At 41.4% G+C, this 18,225-nt stretch carries 17 protein-coding genes and 1 riboswitch; of the genes, 3 read left to right on the top strand and 14 right to left on the bottom strand.

Going from position 1 to position 18,225, the window contains the following annotated elements; all coding sequences use genetic code 11:
• Positions 1-8 precede the first annotated feature (8 nt).
• Both ABJH64_RS01190 and ABJH64_RS01185 read left to right on the top strand, forming a co-directional pair.
• Complete coding sequence (locus tag ABJH64_RS01190; protein WP_348299250.1) at positions 9-1,694, top strand: glycoside hydrolase family 9 protein; 1,686 nt, start codon at positions 9-11, stop codon at positions 1,692-1,694.
• 227 nt (positions 1,695-1,921) lie between these two features.
• Positions 1,922-3,823, top strand: a complete 1,902-nt coding sequence (locus ABJH64_RS01185; RefSeq protein ID WP_348274237.1) for a sialate O-acetylesterase — start codon at positions 1,922-1,924, stop codon at positions 3,821-3,823.
• Positions 3,824-3,986: 163 nt separating this feature from the next.
• Here ABJH64_RS01185 and ABJH64_RS01180 read toward each other — a convergent pair whose 3' ends face one another.
• Both ABJH64_RS01180 and ABJH64_RS01175 read right to left on the bottom strand, forming a co-directional pair.
• Positions 3,987-5,051 (bottom strand): alpha/beta fold hydrolase, encoded by a 1,065-nt coding sequence (locus ABJH64_RS01180; RefSeq protein ID WP_348274238.1) that lies wholly within the window; start codon positions 5,049-5,051, stop codon positions 3,987-3,989.
• Positions 5,052-5,055: 4 nt separating this feature from the next.
• The gene (locus ABJH64_RS01175; protein WP_348274239.1) at positions 5,056-5,655 is read right to left on the bottom strand and encodes a hypothetical protein; all 600 of its coding nucleotides are present in this window, start codon (positions 5,653-5,655) and stop codon (positions 5,056-5,058) included.
• A gap of 123 nt (positions 5,656-5,778) precedes the next feature.
• Here ABJH64_RS01175 and ABJH64_RS01170 point away from each other — a divergent pair, with 123 nt between their 5' ends.
• On the top strand, positions 5,779-6,351 hold the full coding sequence (locus ABJH64_RS01170; protein WP_348274240.1) for a hypothetical protein: 573 nt from the start codon (positions 5,779-5,781) through the stop codon (positions 6,349-6,351).
• A gap of 176 nt (positions 6,352-6,527) precedes the next feature.
• Here ABJH64_RS01170 and ABJH64_RS01165 read toward each other — a convergent pair whose 3' ends face one another.
• The 12 genes from ABJH64_RS01165 to ABJH64_RS01110 form a co-directional block, all read right to left on the bottom strand.
• Positions 6,528-6,845, bottom strand: a complete 318-nt coding sequence (locus tag ABJH64_RS01165; protein WP_348274241.1) for an antibiotic biosynthesis monooxygenase — start codon at positions 6,843-6,845, stop codon at positions 6,528-6,530.
• Positions 6,846-7,684: 839 nt separating this feature from the next.
• A complete protein-coding gene (locus ABJH64_RS01160) occupies positions 7,685-8,962 on the bottom strand; it encodes a sugar isomerase (protein WP_348274242.1) in 1,278 nt (425 codons plus the stop codon).
• A gap of 199 nt (positions 8,963-9,161) precedes the next feature.
• Positions 9,162-9,347 (bottom strand): hypothetical protein, encoded by a 186-nt coding sequence (locus tag ABJH64_RS01155; RefSeq protein ID WP_348274243.1) that lies wholly within the window; start codon positions 9,345-9,347, stop codon positions 9,162-9,164.
• A gap of 2 nt (positions 9,348-9,349) precedes the next feature.
• On the bottom strand, positions 9,350-10,774 hold the full coding sequence (locus ABJH64_RS01150; RefSeq protein WP_348274244.1) for a hypothetical protein: 1,425 nt from the start codon (positions 10,772-10,774) through the stop codon (positions 9,350-9,352).
• A gap of 151 nt (positions 10,775-10,925) precedes the next feature.
• A complete protein-coding gene (gene rhaM, locus ABJH64_RS01145; RefSeq protein ID WP_348274245.1) occupies positions 10,926-11,249 on the bottom strand; it encodes an L-rhamnose mutarotase in 324 nt (107 codons plus the stop codon).
• Positions 11,250-11,743: 494 nt separating this feature from the next.
• On the bottom strand, positions 11,744-12,817 hold the full coding sequence (locus tag ABJH64_RS01140) for an acyl-CoA dehydrogenase family protein (protein ID WP_348274246.1): 1,074 nt from the start codon (positions 12,815-12,817) through the stop codon (positions 11,744-11,746).
• Positions 12,795-13,421: a nicotinamide riboside transporter PnuC gene (gene pnuC / locus ABJH64_RS01135; protein ID WP_348274247.1), complete on the bottom strand. Its 627-nt coding sequence runs from the start codon at positions 13,419-13,421 to the stop codon at positions 12,795-12,797. The genes ABJH64_RS01140 and pnuC overlap by 23 nt, the downstream gene beginning before the upstream one ends.
• Before the next feature lie 30 nt (positions 13,422-13,451).
• Positions 13,452-13,564: riboswitch (TPP riboswitch) on the bottom strand.
• A 90-nt stretch (positions 13,565-13,654) separates the two neighbouring features.
• Positions 13,655-14,269 (bottom strand): DUF4230 domain-containing protein, encoded by a 615-nt coding sequence (locus ABJH64_RS01130; protein WP_348274248.1) that lies wholly within the window; start codon positions 14,267-14,269, stop codon positions 13,655-13,657.
• 166 nt (positions 14,270-14,435) lie between these two features.
• On the bottom strand, positions 14,436-15,140 hold the full coding sequence (locus ABJH64_RS01125) for a spheroidene monooxygenase (protein WP_348274249.1): 705 nt from the start codon (positions 15,138-15,140) through the stop codon (positions 14,436-14,438).
• 601 nt (positions 15,141-15,741) lie between these two features.
• On the bottom strand, positions 15,742-16,383 hold the full coding sequence (locus tag ABJH64_RS01120) for a DUF6266 family protein (RefSeq protein ID WP_348299249.1): 642 nt from the start codon (positions 16,381-16,383) through the stop codon (positions 15,742-15,744).
• Between the two features lie 178 nt (positions 16,384-16,561).
• On the bottom strand, positions 16,562-16,996 hold the full coding sequence (locus ABJH64_RS01115; RefSeq protein WP_348299248.1) for a hypothetical protein: 435 nt from the start codon (positions 16,994-16,996) through the stop codon (positions 16,562-16,564).
• Positions 16,997-17,229: 233 nt separating this feature from the next.
• The gene (locus ABJH64_RS01110; protein WP_348299246.1) at positions 17,230-17,844 is read right to left on the bottom strand and encodes a hypothetical protein; all 615 of its coding nucleotides are present in this window, start codon (positions 17,842-17,844) and stop codon (positions 17,230-17,232) included.
• Between the last annotated feature and the right edge of the window lie 381 nt (positions 17,845-18,225).

Here is an 18,225-nt window from a genome sequence, read left to right as displayed (position 1 = left end):
AAACTCCCATGATAGATGAAAATCTTAGGCTAGATGAATCTATTCGCTTAAATCAACTTGGTTTTTACCCTAATCAGAAAAAACAGGCAGTAATCCTAAACCATGAAGATGCCAATGAATTTTTGATTTGGGATTTGGGAAAAAAGGAATTCGTGCTCGAAGGGCAGTTGGCTGAGGCTGCCACCAAAACCTTTTCACGAAAAACTACCAGAATTGCAGATTTTACAGCACTAAGCGAAGCAGGAGATTATGTTTTTGTGCTTCCGGGTATAGGGAAATCTTATTCTTTTTCCATTTGCCCAACTATTTATCAAGAAGTCGCCAAGGCTAGCCTCAAAGCTTACTATTTCCAGCGAGCAAGTGTTGCACTAGACGAAAAGTACGCCGGAATCTGGGCCAGACCACTCGGTCATCCCGATGATCAGGTTATAATTCATCCTTCGGCAGAATCGAATACAAGAAAGCATGGAGCCGTTTTTTCCTCTCCAAAAGGATGGTACGACGCGGGAGATTACAATAAGTATGTGGTGAATTCCGGCATCACAGTTGGCACATTGCTCTCGCTGTTTGAAGATTATCCGTCTTATTTTAAAAAGCTGAACCTGAATATTCCTGAATCCGAAGATCAAATCCCAGACCTATTGGATGAGATCAAATGGAATCTCGACTGGATGCTCAGCATGCAGGATCAGGTAGATGGAGGCGTTTACCACAAGCTCACCACCGCTAAGTTTGAAGGAATGGTAGCGCCTCACAAGGCAGTTTCCCAACGTTACCTCGTCGCCAAAAGCACCTCAGCTACTTTAGACTTTGCGGCAGTAATGGCGCAGGCTTCCAGAGTTTATAGGTCATTTTTCCCTGAGGAATCCGTCATGTATCTGAAAGCAGCGGAAAAAGCCTGGGGTTGGGCGAAGGATAATCCTGACATGCTATACCAACAAACCGCGCTGAACGATGAGTTTGATCCAGATATCAGCACAGGAGCTTATGGAGATGTAAATATCCAAGATGAGCGAATTTGGGCGGCGTCAGAACTGTTCATCACCACCCACAATAGGTCATATTGGGAGGAGCTGGTGGATGCAGATCAAAAATTTCATTTGCCTTCTTGGAATCAGGTTTCCTGGCTTGGCTATTATTCCCTGCTTAGACATCAAGAGCACATCAGTTTATTACCGCAGGAGTGGATGGCGACCTTAAAGATAAACCTACTTTCCGCAGCTAGAACTCAATTGGAAGGTATAGAATCAACAGCTTTTCGAAGTCCTATCGAGACTGATGTTTCCAATTTTAAATGGGGTTCAAATGCCATTGCAGCTAATCAAGCTATACTTTTGTTGTACGCGTACAAACAAAGTAGCGATCCAATTTTCTTGGAAGGAGCGCTGAGTACCCTTGATTATATATTGGGGAAAAATGGGACAGGCTATTCTTATGTGACAGGTTTTGGTAGTAAAACGCCCCTGCATCCGCATCACAGGCTGGCAGTAGCCAGACCCGATCTTCCGCCTTTGCCGGGGTTCATCGTAGGTGGCCCAAACTCCGCGCAACAAGACGGCTGTTCTTACAGCAGTTCCTTTCCTGACGAATCGTACATAGACGAAAGCTGTAGCTATGCGTCCAATGAAATTGCGATCAATTGGAACGCGCCTTTTGCCTATTTGACTAATGCATTGGAGGCTATTCAGCCATAAAGTCCCAGGGATTTGGGATTGTGGTTAGATTGTTTAGCGTTAAGCTTAGATGTTAGCGATTTTTTAGGCAAATTTCCATGGGAATTTACCAGAGCCATACAAATCGACCCTGACTGATTGAGATGGCCAATGTTCCGCTCTTATAACCAAGGATAATTGTAAAAAAAGTAAGGTTCCATAGCCTGCTCCGTGTTTTCGGGGTGACCAATGAAAAACATAATAAATACATGAAACATACCTGGAAACTCTTTGCTCTCCTGATTTTATTTTCTTGTGAATCCTCCAAATTCGATTCCCCCGTCACTCTTTCCAAACTCTTTGGAGATGGGATGGTCGTGCAGCGCGATGAAGCTATTACTGTTTGGGGAAAAGGTATTCCGGGCGAAAATGTGCGGGTTAGTTTGGCTGGTGCGATCACTAGCGGAACGGTAGAAGAAGATAGTACATGGACTCTTCAATTACCGGAACTTTCAGCTGGTGGGCCTTTTACGCTAGAAATCAATCAACAAAAAATCAATGACGTGTACATTGGTGATGTCTGGGTAGCTGGTGGCCAATCCAATATGGAATGGAGATTGAAATCTCAGGTGATTGGTGCAGAGAAGGAATTTGCCGAAGGAGGAAATCCTCAGATTCGTTTTTTCAAAATCCCAAATTCCTATAGTGCAGTGAAGCTGGAAGATGTGGTAGGAGGAGAGTGGAAAGTGGCTGATTCTGTCAATTTGAAGGAATTCTCGGCTGTAGCATGGTTTTTTGCAAAGCGTAATAATCAAGAACAAAAAGTCCCTGTAGGTATCATTGAGACCAACTGGGGAGGAACTCCCGTGGAAGGCTGGACCGATGCGGAGATCTTGGCCGAAATGGAAGGATCCTTCCAAGAGCAGGCAAAGGATGTAGTAGAAAATAAAGTGAAATGGGAAGCTAAGCTGCAAGAAAACGAGGCTAATCGCCAAAAACGAGATTCTATGGTGAGCAAACCCGATTCTTTACTGGCTTTGGAGGTAGCGGCTTTATCTTATGACGATTCCAACTGGAGAACAATCAGGCTCCCTCAAGAGAATCCCTTACAGCATATTGCTTGGGTGAGGAAAAAATTCACGTTAGGTTCGACAGAGGATGTAAGCCTTCATTTTTCAGCAATCGAACAGATGGCTTATATCTATCTAAATGGACAACTATTGCACTACAAAGACTGGGGAGTAGGGATGCCTACCTTGGAAATACCTTCGGAAATGCTTCAGAAAGGAACTAATGTGCTAAGCATACGCGCAATAAATACTTGGAACAATAAGCCTAGCATAGGAGCTACTGATGAAATGTACGTGATCGAAGCAGGGAAGAAAATATCCTTGGAGGGTTCCTGGAGCTATTCCAATACCGCGGTGGAGCCTCAGCTACCACCTGTAGAATGGTTCAACTGGATGCCTGGAATGATGTACAATGCAATGATCTCACCGATCACGAAGTACAGCATCAAGGGTGCAATCTGGTATCAGGGCGAAAGCAACGCCGGACGTCATGAGGAATACAAAGAACTCTTTTCCACCATGATTACCAATTGGCGCGAGGCATGGGATCTGGGAGATTTTCCTTTTCTGTTTGTCCAACTAGCCAATTACATGGAGCGGCAAGATGTTCAACCTGAGAGCAATTGGGCGTTTCTGAGAGAGGCGCAAGCACAGACAATGGAGCTGCCAAATACTGGAATGGCTACTATCATTGACATAGGAGAAGCGAATGATATTCATCCTAGAAATAAAAAAGATGTGGGCGAGAGACTTTGGCTGCAGGCAAAAAAAGTGGCTTTTGGTGAGAAAAATCTAGCTTCAGGGCCACAGTTCGATTCCTTGACCAGAGTTGGAAATGATTTGATGATCGAGTTTAGATCCGTAGGAGATGGATTGAAATTAAGTGCAGGAGACTCCTTGAAGGGTTTTATTCTGGGTGATGAAAAGGGAGATTTTGAACAAGCGACGGCTGCCATAATTAACAAGCAAACCGTTAAAATCACACTTCCTGAAGGAACGGAAGCTGGGGAAATTCGGTATGCTTGGGCGGATAATCCAGAAGTTAATCTGGTGAACAATTTGAATCTTCCAGCAGAACCCTTTCGGAAGAAATTTGAGTAATGAGACCAAATCAGAGGCTTTCTCCTAACTGCGGTAGGTTACTTTGAGCACTTGAGAATTAGTATTTCGAGATCTAAATGCTAATTCAGTTGGCGCAAATGGCCTTCGAATCCGCTAAGTCTTACAACTGATAACTTTTAAGAGAGAGCCTCGTTTTCATTTCTTATTCAATTATATCGATGGTTTCCTGCAATAGTAGCATCTCTTCTATTTTTTCTTCGAAATCAGGCTTAGGAGGGATTTTTACTACATTTTCCAAAAAATCAATTGTGCTGAAGAGTACGCCTTCCCAGTCATTAGAAGTAATGGAACTTGCGATCACATGATCCCCGGATTTTGGAAATGCCTTCTCTCGCTTCAGTTCAACCGGAGTGGCTATTTGCTCAAACATTTCCTTCATTTTTGGCACTGAAACTACCTTGTCCTGACGGTCATTGTCCTCATAGTAATAGGCTAAAAAAAGTGGTTGCTTGATTTTTTTGAATGTGTTTTCATTCATGTTGCTGTACATAATCACGGCTAAGCTTTCGTAAGCTTTAATATTGTAATCTTCCGACCAGTACTTGGCTTTTTCTCCCTCACGCTGCTGATGCTCCAATTTTTTCATGGCGGTCATCTCCATTATTTTCTCCATCCAAGGGTTAAAAAGTACGGATAGACTTTCTCCATAATCCCGAATCGCCGGAGAATAAACGGAAATAGCCTTGATATCAGGTTGTTGGCTGGCAAGCAAAAGCGTCAACGCACCACCCATTGAGGTACCAACTACGATCACTTCATCACCCAGACTTTTGCCGATTTGGTACGCTTCTCCAGCGGCGTTTGCGAGGGCTTGTGGGGTCATGTATTCCATGCCATTTTCGCGTTTGATGCCATGTTCGGGAAGGCGTGTTACAAAAAGATTGGCGCCAAAATGAGCAGCAAGAAAACGGTGCACCGGATCGCCTTCCATAGGACTTGCTCCAAAACCATGAATATATACAATGGAATAAGGTGTCTTCCGCTTATTCAAACTATCCGCCCAAACGATATAGGCTTCATTGCCTGGCTTAAGGCCAATTACTGTGTCTTCACGTTGGTTGACATAAGTTTGCAACTCGGCAAGTCGCGTAGGCACTTCAGGAAATTCAATGGTGATTTCTTGATTTTCCAGCTTTGGGCCCAGCATATACACCACAGCTAGCACCATCGCAGCAGCAAAAAAACCTAAGAATATTTTTTTCAACATAGTTTTAGTTGGTTAAAAGTACAGGAGAAGTTGATTCTACTATTTTATCTGAACCATTTTTGAGTTTCAAAATCGTTTTGGTTTTCAGCTGAGATTGATGTGCTGGAAGAATATCAATACTGAGTCTGTATTGTCCTATCGAGTTTGAAAAATTCTTCAGGTCGGACAACTTTACCCCATCATGTGTAGTGACCAGATTGGAAATGTCTGTTCCTGCCGGTTTATTACCATAGGGCTCAAGGAGCTCCATAGTAATGCTTTTTATATTCTGAAAATCGAAAATGGCGGCACAAGAAAGGGCGTAGGCGGCACCAAAGGAATTCGATGGACTCGAAGCCTCGGCCATTACTTCTGCTTCAATTCGCATGTAGATAGTGAACTCACTAAATTTCACCGTGTCGGCTTTGGTCACATACTGGTTGTTTTTGTAGGGCTCGTAAAAAAAGCTAACATCTTTCGCATTCGCCTTAACTGTTCCCTCGCATTCTCCAAAGGGATCAAGTTCTGTCTCACTCATGCAAGCAGCAAGAATCATCATACCTAGATAGACAGTGAGAATTCCAAAAGTCGTTTGTATCCATTTGAATTTAAATATACTACTCATGAGCTAGCCTGATATTTTGGTTGAGATACGAAAACTAATTAAACAGTAAAATTTAATCAAATCTACATAGCAAATTGAAGCTAAATGCGTTATTTCGTATTAAATAATCTTAAACCAATATTTATGAATCGTCTAATACTAGGATTGATATTACTACTTGGAAGTCAAGTAGCAATGGCTCAAAATGAGGAGATCAAGTTGCCCACCCAGTCAGTTTATGTAGAGCTTGGAGGAGCAGGATTGCCATATAGCTTTAATTATGACTTCCGTTTTGACAAAACTAAAATGGACTCATGGGGAATGAGAGTAGGTTTTGGTGGGTACACTACAAATGATGAATCATTTTTTTCCGTGCCAGTCATGGTGAATAGACTAATGGGAAAAGGGCCGCATTACTTTGAAATTGGATTAGGAGCTACTTTTTTCACCTTTGATGATGATTACAATAGATATTGTGTAGATGGTACTTATGATCCCAATACTGGAATTTACACCTGCAACACGTATGAATCTTATCCTTACAGTTTCATCTTGGACGTAGATGGCTCTCCAAGTATTATGGGTGCTATGAACTTCGGATACAGGAGAGTACCTGTCGATGGTGGTTTTACATGGAAAATCAACATCAATCCAATCTTCAATAACAATGGATTCTGGCCTTTGTATGGAGGAATAGGGTTTGGTTATGCTTTTTAGAAATTGCTGGTAAACATTCGCTTATAGAAAATTAGGCTGTCTTTTAACGCTCTGAACTAGTCAGTTTTAGCGGAGTCAAAAGTCATTTTCAGTAAATGAAGTAGAATTTCGAACTCGAAATTCTACTTTCTCAAGTGCTTAAATGATTAACAGCAGTTAGGAGACAGCCAAAATTTTTAGATAAAGAAATCATAGTCTCGCTCCACTTTGCATATTCTTGTTTTATAGGCGGCATACCACTTTTCTCTTCCCAACGATTGAGCGATCAGGTGATCATTTTGTTGTTTCCAATTTCGGATTGCCTCTAGACTCTCCCAATAGCTGATGGTAATTCCCAACCCATTTCGAACGCTTTCATGACCGAGATAGCCATCTTGTTTCTCAGCGAGTTGAACCATTTGCAACGCAGTTTCATCATATCCTTCCTCGATTTGAGTTCGGATGTTGGTGAATATCACTGCGTAGTAGGGAGGGGCGGGAGTGTTTGCAATCATTTTTAGTGGTTTGGAAAAATGTAAAAGTGCTAAGGTAGATGAGAAAGGTATTACTATGAAAGAGAATTTTTCTTCAATGTAAGGTAAGTTAGCCTTACGTTAATGCTGCTGAGGAAAAACTAATATGGTTATCCGCAATAATGCCAGTCACCTTATATTCCTTGTTTATCTGGTTGGAAGACCGATGACCTAAGACCGAAGCGGCCTCAATTCTTAAGTTTAACATTTGCTACATTGCTTATTCCACCTTACTGGTAGAAAAGCGGATAATCATTATAACTAAATGTCGGATGTTGAGTTCCACAGTTAATTTTTGCCTTGTTTCTATTGATTTGTGAAAATCGGCTTAGAAAAACCTTAGAATTAAGTGCTATTGTTTGATCTAGATCAAGTAAGAGTAAAAATGGGAACTTTACATAGAAAATCCCTGTATGTTTGTATGCATGCAGAGTAGTTTTTATTAAAGTGCAATAGTATGTTTTTAAATCTTGTAATCTATTTACGGTTTTAGGAATTAAATTCTGAGAATTATTAGAATACTGTGCTTTATCATTTTGGTTGATTAAGAAACATTTAAGATTGATATCGGTTTTCCTTATGCCGTATCAGGTGTTGCCTCTTGAGGCCGCATTAAATAAGGAATTTGTGAAAAGTTGTTCACATCACCCTAAACCCGGCTTTGGCCGGGTTTTTTTGTGGTTTATTGTTCTTCAAAAGATTTTTGATACTCAAGTGAACTATCAATTACCCCAAACGGCATCAATTCCTAAGTTGGAGATTTTCTATAGGCATTTTGCCTCTGTACGGGCAGAAAAGCGGATCTAGACCTCAATCAGAATCTAAAGCCCAGAAGCAATTGATTTCAAGCCTCTTTCTTTGATTAATGTTTCTCTTACTTTAAGTGAACGGAAGGCTTTGATCGGATCAATAGCTCCACATGATCTACGCATTGCTTCAGCAAGCAAAGGTCGTAAATCTGTTCTATAAGCATCCTGCAAAATCTCCTGCGCACCGGCTACATCATGAATATCCTGAGCTGATTCCAAGGATTTACTATCAATCAATAATGCTTGAGCGTAGGCCAATTTGATTGCTTGAACAGATTGTATTAGATCTTCCATTGGATCTTTGAGATTATGACTTGCGTCGATCATCCATGAAAGTGGGGGATTGTTCGTTTCGCTAAAGCCTTTCACCAATTCATGGAAAATCAGGAACAATTGATAGGGTTTTATGCTTCCTACAGTCAGGTCGTCATCTCCGTATTTGGAGTCGTTGAAGTGGAATCCACCTAATTTTCCTTCTGTCATTAGGGTTGCTACGATCTGCTCAATATTCGTATTGGGAAGATGATGGCCAAGATCAACTAGCGTATAAGCCTTGTTACCCAGTTTGTTAGCCAATAAAAAAGATGTCCCCCAATCCTGAATTACGGTGCTATAAAAATTCGGCTCATAAGGTTTGTATTCAATCAAAAGCTTCCAGTCTTCCGGTACAATTTTATAGATTTCCTGTAGAGAAAGATGTGTATTTTCAAGTGCTTTTCTATGGCTATGCTGGCCAGGGAAACTGCTTCCGTCGGCCAGCCAAATAGTTAATGCTTTAGATCCCAATTTCTCGCCAATTTCGATCACCTGCTTATTATGCTCTACGGCCAAGTCACGGACTGCTGTTTCTGAATTAGCCAAAGAACCGAATTTATAGCTATGTTCTTGGTTTGCCTGATTTTGAAAAGTATTAGAGTTCACTGCGTCAAAGCCGATTCCTACTTCTGAAGCGCTGTCTTTGATGGCTTGATAATCTGATGGAATATCCCAGGGAATATGCAGGGAAACGGCATTGCTGGATTGATTAAGTGCATGAAGAATTCCTACGTCTTGGATTTTTTGGATCAAAGAGGCAGGTTCACCACCGCCTGAAAACCTTCCAAACCGTGTTCCTCCTGTACCCAGTGCCCAGCTTGGAATGGCAATTTGTAAGTCCTGAACTTTAGAAATAAGCGTTTCTACATCAAATCCCTTTTTATCAAGGCTTTCTGCCAAGAAGTCGAAGTTGCGGGAATGGTCTGCACTCTGCGATTTATTTTGATCTTGTATTTGGCTGAGGGTAAGTTTCATAGGTATGATTAAATCGATTGAAGAATACTGGAATTTTGGGTCACCGATAAGTACTAGTTGACCATATTCCAGAGACACAGTCCATCGAGATCAGTGCCAACTTTAAGCTATTTTATTCAAGTAAGATGTTTCTATGTCAGCGTTGGTAGGTTGACAATGGTCTATGGTCTTTTGACTAGGAATTGAAAACCATTCACAATTAAACTTCCTCATTTTCCTCTGACTTATTCATCCAAAAGGAGGCGGTGGCGAACCATCCTATCGTCCCAATCAGCATCAACGTTTTGGAAAGATCAGGTGTGATTATTCCTTTGAAAACCAGAAAGGATGGAGTTATAGTAAGCGCTAAAGCTACGAAGGAGATTATTTTTAATAGAGTCATCATTATCAGTAAGTTAAAGGAATAGTAAGGGAGACATTGCTTGTCTTTTTTTGAGTGATTTTAGATGCGATCAAGTAAACGAGAACCGCTACAAACCAACCGGGAAGACCGAGGAAGAAGATCTCAATTCCTCCATAAATATTCAAGCCCAGGCAGAAGATGAGCGCAATCGCCCAGGTGATTCCAACCGCGGGATTGAAATGTGAATTGGTCAGCTCAGCATAGTTGCTGGCAAGTCCCATTTTTGGAAGTACAAAAACGTCCAGGAAAATCACCGCTCCAAGCGGCATCAGAATCAATCCGTATAATGCCACAAATTCTAATAACTGCATCACCAAAGCAGGGAAGCAGGCCGCGATCGTTGTGACCAAACCAACAAACAGAGTTACTTTCCAGGTCTTCCATTTTGGATTGATGGATTGTATCGCAAGTCCGGCACGGTAAAGGGTAGGATTTGCTGTAGTCCAGCCGGCGATGACGACGCAAACTGCGCCAGCAATTCCTGCGGCTTCGTATGCAATAGGACCTGGCGCAAATACCAGGCTGCCTTTGGACTCCAAAAGGAAAAGTGAATACAAAATTCCAGAAGCCATCCACGCGATGAAATGTCCCAAGAAAACACCTGTCGCAGATGAAAATCCATAGGTCCATTTTTTAGCATATCTCAATAGGGATAGGTCAGCCATCCCGATGTGCATGCCCATATTGCAAAACCAAGCAAAAAACATAATGTGCCAAAAGGTGAATTTGCTTTGACCTTCTAAGGGAACTCCGTTCCAAATTGTTGTCTCTGCAACTGGCCAGAAATCAGAAAATGAATTGATTCCCAACCTTGGAAGTACTCCCACAGCTGCTGCAATAAAGATCATAATCATCCATGGTGCTGCGATATTGGCAAACTTTGAAATCACACCGAATCCGAACATGGCCACAAATGTGGTGATGGTGCCAATGCAAAAAACAGTAATAACCCAGCCTACACTGTTAGGATAAACATCGGTCAAAGAAGGCATTTGTAGATCAAAAGGAATGCCTACTGCGGTGGCAGAAACGGCAATCATGGAGCCAGCCAGGAAACAGAAAAGGGCAGCGTTTACGAGATTATAGACTAGCGTAAATCTATTACCAGCAATTTTCTCGAGTTGATAGTAAAGTGTTGTCCGGGTCTTTACTGCCACTTTTCCAGTAAGAAAAGCCCAACTTAAGATGGCTAAAATATTTCCGACAATCAATCCGCTGACTAAATCACCTGCGGAAGCACCATGAGCGACGAAAAGTGGTCCCAACACAAATTCAGTTCCTGCAGTGTGCTCGCCTGCATAGGTTCCTATAAAACTTTTCCAGCCTTTTAGCTTGTTTTTGGGTACTGGAGTTCGCTCGTATTCGTTGACAGCTTCGAGCCGCTGTTTCAGATTTTGATGGGAAGACATAGATTAGGGTTTGGCCTTAAAGTTGAAAATAGGCTAGGAGACGGTTTGATGTATCCTGTACTATATGGGTTGGAAGTATCAACGACTGGCTATTTTAACCTAATTACTATTGGCTTACCGCAACCCTATTTACCTGGTATGAAACTGGTACTTAGTTGTTTTCAAGGTCAAAAACTTTTGATAGTTCCTTTGAAACTGGGGAGTTGTCAGGGTTTGTTTCCATGATATCTGCCATGTGGGCCCACCAGCGCTTGACAATCTCGGAGCTACCAAGATCTTGAGAATTGGTATTGCCCGCTATTACTTGAAAAGCAAAAAGAGTTGAAGTTTCTTTATCCAAAAATATCTGATAATCAATGATTCCAGTGCTTTTGAGTAAAGTGACTAATTCAGGCCAAATCTCGCGATGTCTTCGTTCGTATTCTTCCTCGAAACCAGGAATGAGTTTCATCCGAAAGGCTAATTTTTTGGGCATAATTCTATGGTTATGTATGTTGGGGTTTTACATTATGATTATCGGCAATCTTGCCAACATAGAAATTAACTCAATAAGAAGTTTAGCAAAGTGCCAATTTTTTATAATACTGAAATTGCAGTTACAAGTGGCACCGTCCCGATAACTATACGGGAGTGCCAAACCTTTCATAACCCTGCACGCAAGCGTAGGGGAGTTGAAAAAATTTGTATTATAGCCCTGCATGGGCGAAACAGTATAGTGTCGCCCTTGCAGGGCTATAAGTATATGCTAGTTCTATACCCCCGGCTTTGCCGAGGGTCATGAATCGTTTCGATCCTTCGGATCTTTTTCGGACTGTTAATTAAATTAATGATACATAGATATGTTACAAATTTGGCTATTGGCACCATAGCAGATATACATATTTTGCATTTAAAAGCATCCGAATATCAAATGTCCCCAACACTTCACATCCGAAAATCTTCGAAATGCATTACGTTTTTTCGGGAAATCTAAAAAGGAAATATCAACAGCGCATGCTGACTCACGGTATTGAAATCCCGCCAAACGCGATTGAGTTCAGTATGCGACTTAGCAGCTTCCAAACCTGAGAATGGGTAGAGTTTGCTAGTTATATTTCTACAGCTTTGTGTGAGTTTGCGACTGATCTGGCTGACTTTCCTTAATTGGGACTTTGAGATTTTCGACTTTTCCTCCAGCTCAGCCCAAGAATTAGCAACTTGCTTGTAAAATTCCTTTCTAATTTTATTGTGCTTTTTTCTTTGCTTATTTAGAAGTTTTTCGAAGTAGTCAAGGTGCTTTTTGTCGTATTTTCTGTATTCATGTCTTTTCCAAAAGGACTGCTCCATCAGCTCAAGGAGATGATTGGATATGCCTAGAATATTTGCTGCCAGCGTAGTCTCTGCAAATTGTAAAAAGGGATACTGATATACTGGAGCGTTTAACTGGGCTTTTTCTGGAAGAATTTCAAAAGCACGACTTAAGGGGACTGCAAGGTTTTCACAGCGAAAAGCATGACTTCCAGTAGCGATCATTCCCATGTAATTCCAGCCATCAAGGATTTCTACGTCTTTTCTATCGAGTAAAAAAGCGTTGACTAAAGGCTTGCCTTTGTTGTCCAAAAGTGCATTTCCATCCTCTAAAATCTCACAATTGGCTGTTAGATGCGTAGCATGTAGCGCTCCAGAAGCATAAGTCCAGCTTCCAGAGATGATGTATTTATCTCCAATTTTATCTGCTTTTCCACCTACATAGCCGCTTCCTGCCAGGCAGAGTTTTTCGTCAGGAAAAATTTCATTTCTTAGTGATTCGTTCATAAAACCCACAAACCAGGCAGCACCAGCACAAAGTGTCACAGTCCAACCCAAGCTTCCGTCCAGCTTCGCCAGTTTCTCTTCAATTTTCAATGTTTCAGGTAAAGTGAGGCCTAATCCACCTAGCTCTTTTGGTACAAAAAGCTTAAACCACTTTTCTTGATAGATTTCAGTAAGCCATTCCTCAGGCAAGCAGCCAAATTGCTCTGCTTTTTGGGCGATTTCGTGACTAAATAGTTTCGAGTTCTTCATTAGGTTGGTCCAGTTCTTTTTTCCAATCCAAATAACCAAAAATGGCTACCACGAAAAGGAAAATGGTGAGAAATGAGATGAGAATCAGTTGCTTGTGAAAGAGTAGGGGGATTGCTACCAGATTGGACACATTCAGCCAAATCCAGTTTTCGAGTTTTCTTTTCGCCAAAAGCCACATGCCTGCCCAAGCTGTGGATGAGACAAAGGCGTCAACTACAGGCACATCCGAATCAGTAAACGTAGTAAGCATAAAGTAGAGAAATCCCCAACCGAGTAGGGCGATGGCCCAAGTGATTCTCTGCTCTTTTGGGGTACTTCGGGAGATCTCTGACGCACCGCTGGCAGAGTTATTTTTCCAAATCGCCCAGCCATAAATACTCATGACCAGGTAGTAGGCGCTCAGTAAAGTTTCGGCGTAAAGCTTGGCATCTATGAGTAAGAAACCAGAGGTCAAAATGCCAAGAATTCCGGTAGGATAGAGCAGGACATTGTTTTTGCGAGCGAAGAGCACCGATGCGACTCCACAACACACGGAGATCCATTCCAGTAAACTGGTGGCTTTGATCTGCTCGGCGAGCAGATTCAGGTCAATAGAAAATAACATTTGAATAATGGTTTAAGATTATTCAAAAAAGGGAGAACAGTAATCTAATCCCTACGCCGGCATTACCCGGATCAGGTGCTCCCGATAAATCGGGATGGGTATGATCTCAGCCCGTAACTTTTAGGGCACCCCTTAATTGATGGCACTAATATAGAAATTAATATTTCTTGAGGCAGAAAATTAAGATTCAGCTAAAGGAATTTCTGTGTAAAAAGCATCAAGATGGGCTATGGCTATTTCTTTAAATTCTCCATTTGCTCCTCATTTTCAATGACAACTTCATTATAAACTAAGGTCCAACCGAGAGACTTGGTCAAAATGTAGATGTTCAGTAATTCGCTCATTAGGCGTTCTTGAGCATCATTCTTAAGGTCTGAAGATTCTATTTTTGCACGAAACTGCTCAGTAATACTTGACTTTATTTTGTTATAATCTTTTGCTTCAAAGGGATTTAAAAAGTCCTGCGTGACGTCGTAGTATTCAAATTCTGGATAAATATTGACTACAGGATCCGGGATTTTGGTGATGGTAACTGTTTTCGACTCCGGGTCAATCTTAGTTTCGAGTTGGCGTAGGTCATACTCTACGGTAGCTTTTGCTTTGGCAAGTATCATTGCTTTTTTGTTGGCGCTGACCAGACTAAGAAAAAGTTTTTGAGAATTCTTGAATGTGTAAACTTGAGAGTAATACCCTTCCGTGACGATGAGTTTTCCAACCTGCTGAATCTGCTGTTGAATCATTGCGGTATTGGCATTCAATTCTTCTCGCTCGTCTTGTCTATCAGCGAAAAACCATATTCCTCCCATGACTAAGAGAGCTGCTAGAAATCCGACGATAAATTTATTCATACACTAGAAAAGTATTGTTGAGGTGCATAGTTAGAAACGGAATATGCTTTTCATGTCAAAAGGTTCAGGTCGCCGACTATTTCACCCAAATTAAACTTTCAAATTGGCTTATAAAAACCCTGAGGTAAATTGGACAGTGGTATATTAAAGTCATTCTGTCTTGGGATTAAAGATCTAGCTCAAGACCTTCCCAGCTGCCCTCTGTTTTATAAGGTATAAAATTGGCGAAAAGCTCTTCCGAGTACCAGCCCAGTTCCCTTGTTTTTTTGACTACCTCCATGTGAAGAGGAGATCCATACGCATAAGCTCGCATGGATTCATAGGAATCCCATATGCTAAAGGTTGCTTGCATAAACCATGGGTATTCTCCTATGCCTATGGAGAAAATAGATCCTGCTGCCTGATCCACTTTTTTGCCCAAAGAGGGGACATGTCGCCAGAATTTCAGCAAAAATCGTAGTTTTATACGGGCTCTAGTGATCACTAGGATGGGGCCTGAAGCAGTTATGGCTTCTGCTTCATAGGGATTAGTACCATCCCATAGACCATGAGCTTTTACTGCTTTCGAAAAGATGTGGTAAAGCTCTGTTGACCTGGATTTAAATTCAGAAAAGGTTTCTGATTTTTTGAAAAAGTTGGTCGCATCTTGTTCTGATTTCCATACACAATGAAGAGCATATACGTTCACATTCAGCATTTTAGAGAAGCCATTTTTGCCACCGCTTCCCATTAGTTTGAAAAATTGTAGCCCTGGAACTTGTTCAAATTTCTTTTTTGCCTTTTGCATTTGCCCAAAAATCCAAAAAGCATTTGTTCCGCGGAATCTAAACAAGGTAACTGTGCTGATTTGGGAAACGGTTGAATTTTTCATTTTTGGGAGTTTCATTTATTCAGGTTAAGAACATCGCAAGGAGTGGAATGTTATAGGATTTGGCTTTAAAGCTGTGCCAATTCGGTCTATTAACTAGATGATTATCCTCAATGATGCCGGATCCCAAAAACGCATTGCCTATAAGGATGGAGACAGGTTAGGGTAAGATGATTTTGGCAGAGTTTGACTACTATCAAAACTTCATCCCTAATCCAAAACTAAAGCAAAACTTAGTTTTCTGTAGTAGTAAAGAGTACCTGAGACTTTGGATGCTTAAAAAGTACGGGCTGCCTTATTTACACTGGTACAAAATGCTCAAGGGAAAAGAAGTTTAATTAGGTGAGTACTAACAGAGACTTAAAGCTCATCGATAGTACCAGAATGAAAGTGTGTGAAGTTTCCTTACTTATTTTTTTATTTACCGATGCAATATCTTTTCAATACCTGTATATCAGGTAGTTATGTCGTAATAGCAACAGATTAGCAACAAGAAGTGTTGATATTAGGCTAATTAAGGACTAAAGAAAGGAAAAACGAAGTGTGTGGGCATAAAAAAACCGCTCCACAAAGGAAGCGGCTTTCAAGGAAAACACCAATTGCTTTACGCAACTGTTACAGAGCCTAAATAAACGCTGCTAGCGACTTTATTTCCGTCTTCTGATACAAATCCTAAGAAGACTTCTACATCTTCACCTGAGTACTCAGAAGGTACAGGAATGGCTGCAGCTGCGGTACTCCTTGCTGGTCCAGCAGTTGTAAAAACTGCTTCTCCGCGGGTCGTGTTCAAAAGAGCAATCAGTGCTTTGTCTGTTGCCTGAGCACTACCACTGCCTGAGTTATCTGTCCAGGTCACTTCCACTGATCCAACACTTGGAGAAGTGGCAGCACCGTTGGCAGCTGTCGTGAGATTACCACGAGTAACCAATGCACTTGCATAGTCAATCATGAAGTTTGGATAAACTCCGGTAATCGCATTGTTCAGGTTGTATGACATGGCCGCATTGAATTGGGTCATTTTGTTTGCATACAACTTGAAACCGACTCTCAGGAAGTCTGTCATGGGCTGCAAGAACCGCAAGACAGTTGAGAACTTCGAACGCTGGTCAACCTGACCTTCAGTTCTTGGGTTCGCTACACTGGAAGGTTTGATGCGCAGGTAATCGATGCCCTTCCAAGTTCCACCGATTACATTCCCGACCTGTCCTGAGACACCACCGAGAATACCTTGATTAATTTTTCCCATCTCTTTACGATTTTTTAAGGATTAAACATTTGCTTGGACTTGACACGGACTTACCATGGATTTGCCCTTCGCCAACTAAATTACTTCAAGAATTAGGTAGTAGTTCTTTCTTGGATGCTGTTGCGTTTGTGTGCCTTATTTTGCTTTTTTTACCCTGTTCTTTTGGCAGGGCAGGAAGTTACCCTGCACCTGTTTCTTTCATCATGTCATAAAATATGGCTTGTCTGGCAGTATCAATCATCTTTAGTGTGACCTTGATTTTTTGCTCGTTGGTATCGAGTAGTTGAAGGGCTTGAATTGCCTTTTCAAATGCCTGGGATTTGCTGCTTGCCTTGATTGAGCTTTCTCGGATTAGTTTTCGAGTTTCGCCAATGGTGACGAAAGGAATTACAGAGCCTTTCAGGAAATAGTGGAAGGATTTTGATTTCCATAATCCGAAGCAAAGCCAGTAGAGAAATTCTCTGTGCTCGACACATTCTGTGAGGCAAACAAAGCAATTTGGGCAAGCGTTGTTGAGTGGTTTCCCGCTGTTCAATCCTTTATTCAGGATAAAGAAGTGCGGCTGTTGGTAGCTGCTTTCCAGTCGGTGTGTTTTGATACGAAACGATTTCATACAGTGAGCCATTTAAGTTTTGCTCGCTGCGCTTTGCATACATTTTTTCAAAAGAGAAAAGAAAAAAGGGAAAAAAAGAAAAGAGAAAGCTCTTGAAAAGGCGGGCGGAGGTCGGCTGTCAAGGTTTTTGAGAAAAATACTACCCGAAGGGTGGAGATTTTTTTCAAAACCCATAGGGCTTGACCTTTACAGTCCGATAGTGCGATGGGATTGTGCGAGCCCGCCTAACTTTGCTATTCTCCTTTATTTTTTAAAAATGAGTATCCTTCTGAGGTTATACAATGGAACCGTAAATCATTGGTTTGTAATTGCAAAGCCTTTAATGCTTCGTTAAATTGGAGACCATTAAAAACGCTTGTATAAAAATGAGAATTGGCTTGTTTCCCTTTGACGATCTTTAATTTCTCAGTGTAGCCAATTAAGCCAAAGAAAGGTTTGTCGGAAGAAAACGGGTTTACTGTTTTTATACCGTGCAATCCAAAACAAGTTGTCATATTTAGAACAACAGTATTTTGACACTCTTTATTTAACGATATAAGTAAGGGTTCGAGGTCAACCCATGAAATGAATTCTGCTGTTTCCTTAAAGCCTATACCATCTACATTTCCATGAGCGACAAAATGAATCATAAATCTTTTCCCGGATTTTGCTAACTGAATAAGGGTGTTCATTATAGATTCTAAATCATTCCTGTTATTTAAATAAACTGGCATGATTCCGATTCTATTTGCTTTGAAAAGGGACTCCAATTCAATAGTAATTTGATGTTTTCTTCTTTCTGTTTCTGAAAGGAAATCAAGAACTACGACCTGGTCGTATTCTACGTCTAGTTTTTTGAGTTTTTTCATTCTTTTGATTTTCTTATAAATACTCCGAAAAAATAAAAAATCTGATTTAAGCGAATAATTTTTCAAAAAAAAATGAGCCACCCTAAAAGGGTAGCTCTGAAAGGCACAACTCGAACCAAAAGATACGTAGCGTATAATCGGTGATACCGAAACGCTGAATGCCTGCATGGAACGGATGACCTGAGGTGCGAACGCCCGCCAACAACCACCGGCTGCCGAAACGGACTCTGAATAAAAACTTATACATAATGCCCCGTCATCACAGGACGGTGCGATTGCAGCAAGGGCTGTGGGAAAAAAATACTACCCGTAGGGTGGAGATTTTTTTTCCTAACAGGCGAAGCGAACCCTTGCAGCTCTCGCATCCGCACGCCTGTACCT

This window comes from Algoriphagus sp., assembly GCF_039969895.1.
GTDB lineage: Bacteria > Bacteroidota > Bacteroidia > Cytophagales > Cyclobacteriaceae > Algoriphagus.
Note: the sequence above shows the minus strand (reverse complement) of the source record. Positions and strands in the feature narration are given on the sequence as shown.

Coding starts and splice junctions, on each gene's coding strand:
- ABJH64_RS01190 (WP_348299250.1), top strand. CDS start 9: ATGATAGATGAAAATCTTAGGCTAGATGAATCTATTCGCTTAAATCAA.
- ABJH64_RS01185 (WP_348274237.1), top strand. CDS start 1,922: ATGAAACATACCTGGAAACTCTTTGCTCTCCTGATTTTATTTTCTTGT.
- ABJH64_RS01180 (WP_348274238.1), bottom strand. CDS start 5,051: ATGTTGAAAAAAATATTCTTAGGTTTTTTTGCTGCTGCGATGGTGCTA.
- ABJH64_RS01175 (WP_348274239.1), bottom strand. CDS start 5,655: ATGAGTAGTATATTTAAATTCAAATGGATACAAACGACTTTTGGAATT.
- ABJH64_RS01170 (WP_348274240.1), top strand. CDS start 5,779: ATGAATCGTCTAATACTAGGATTGATATTACTACTTGGAAGTCAAGTA.
- ABJH64_RS01165 (WP_348274241.1), bottom strand. CDS start 6,845: ATGATTGCAAACACTCCCGCCCCTCCCTACTACGCAGTGATATTCACC.
- ABJH64_RS01160 (WP_348274242.1), bottom strand. CDS start 8,962: ATGAAACTTACCCTCAGCCAAATACAAGATCAAAATAAATCGCAGAGT.
- ABJH64_RS01155 (WP_348274243.1), bottom strand. CDS start 9,347: ATGATGACTCTATTAAAAATAATCTCCTTCGTAGCTTTAGCGCTTACT.
- ABJH64_RS01150 (WP_348274244.1), bottom strand. CDS start 10,774: ATGTCTTCCCATCAAAATCTGAAACAGCGGCTCGAAGCTGTCAACGAA.
- rhaM (WP_348274245.1), bottom strand. CDS start 11,249: ATGCCCAAAAAATTAGCCTTTCGGATGAAACTCATTCCTGGTTTCGAG.
- ABJH64_RS01140 (WP_348274246.1), bottom strand. CDS start 12,817: ATGAAGAACTCGAAACTATTTAGTCACGAAATCGCCCAAAAAGCAGAG.
- pnuC (WP_348274247.1), bottom strand. CDS start 13,421: ATGTTATTTTCTATTGACCTGAATCTGCTCGCCGAGCAGATCAAAGCC.
- ABJH64_RS01130 (WP_348274248.1), bottom strand. CDS start 14,269: ATGAATAAATTTATCGTCGGATTTCTAGCAGCTCTCTTAGTCATGGGA.
- ABJH64_RS01125 (WP_348274249.1), bottom strand. CDS start 15,140: ATGAAAAATTCAACCGTTTCCCAAATCAGCACAGTTACCTTGTTTAGA.
- ABJH64_RS01120 (WP_348299249.1), bottom strand. CDS start 16,383: ATGGGAAAAATTAATCAAGGTATTCTCGGTGGTGTCTCAGGACAGGTC.
- ABJH64_RS01115 (WP_348299248.1), bottom strand. CDS start 16,996: ATGAAATCGTTTCGTATCAAAACACACCGACTGGAAAGCAGCTACCAA.
- ABJH64_RS01110 (WP_348299246.1), bottom strand. CDS start 17,844: ATGAAAAAACTCAAAAAACTAGACGTAGAATACGACCAGGTCGTAGTT.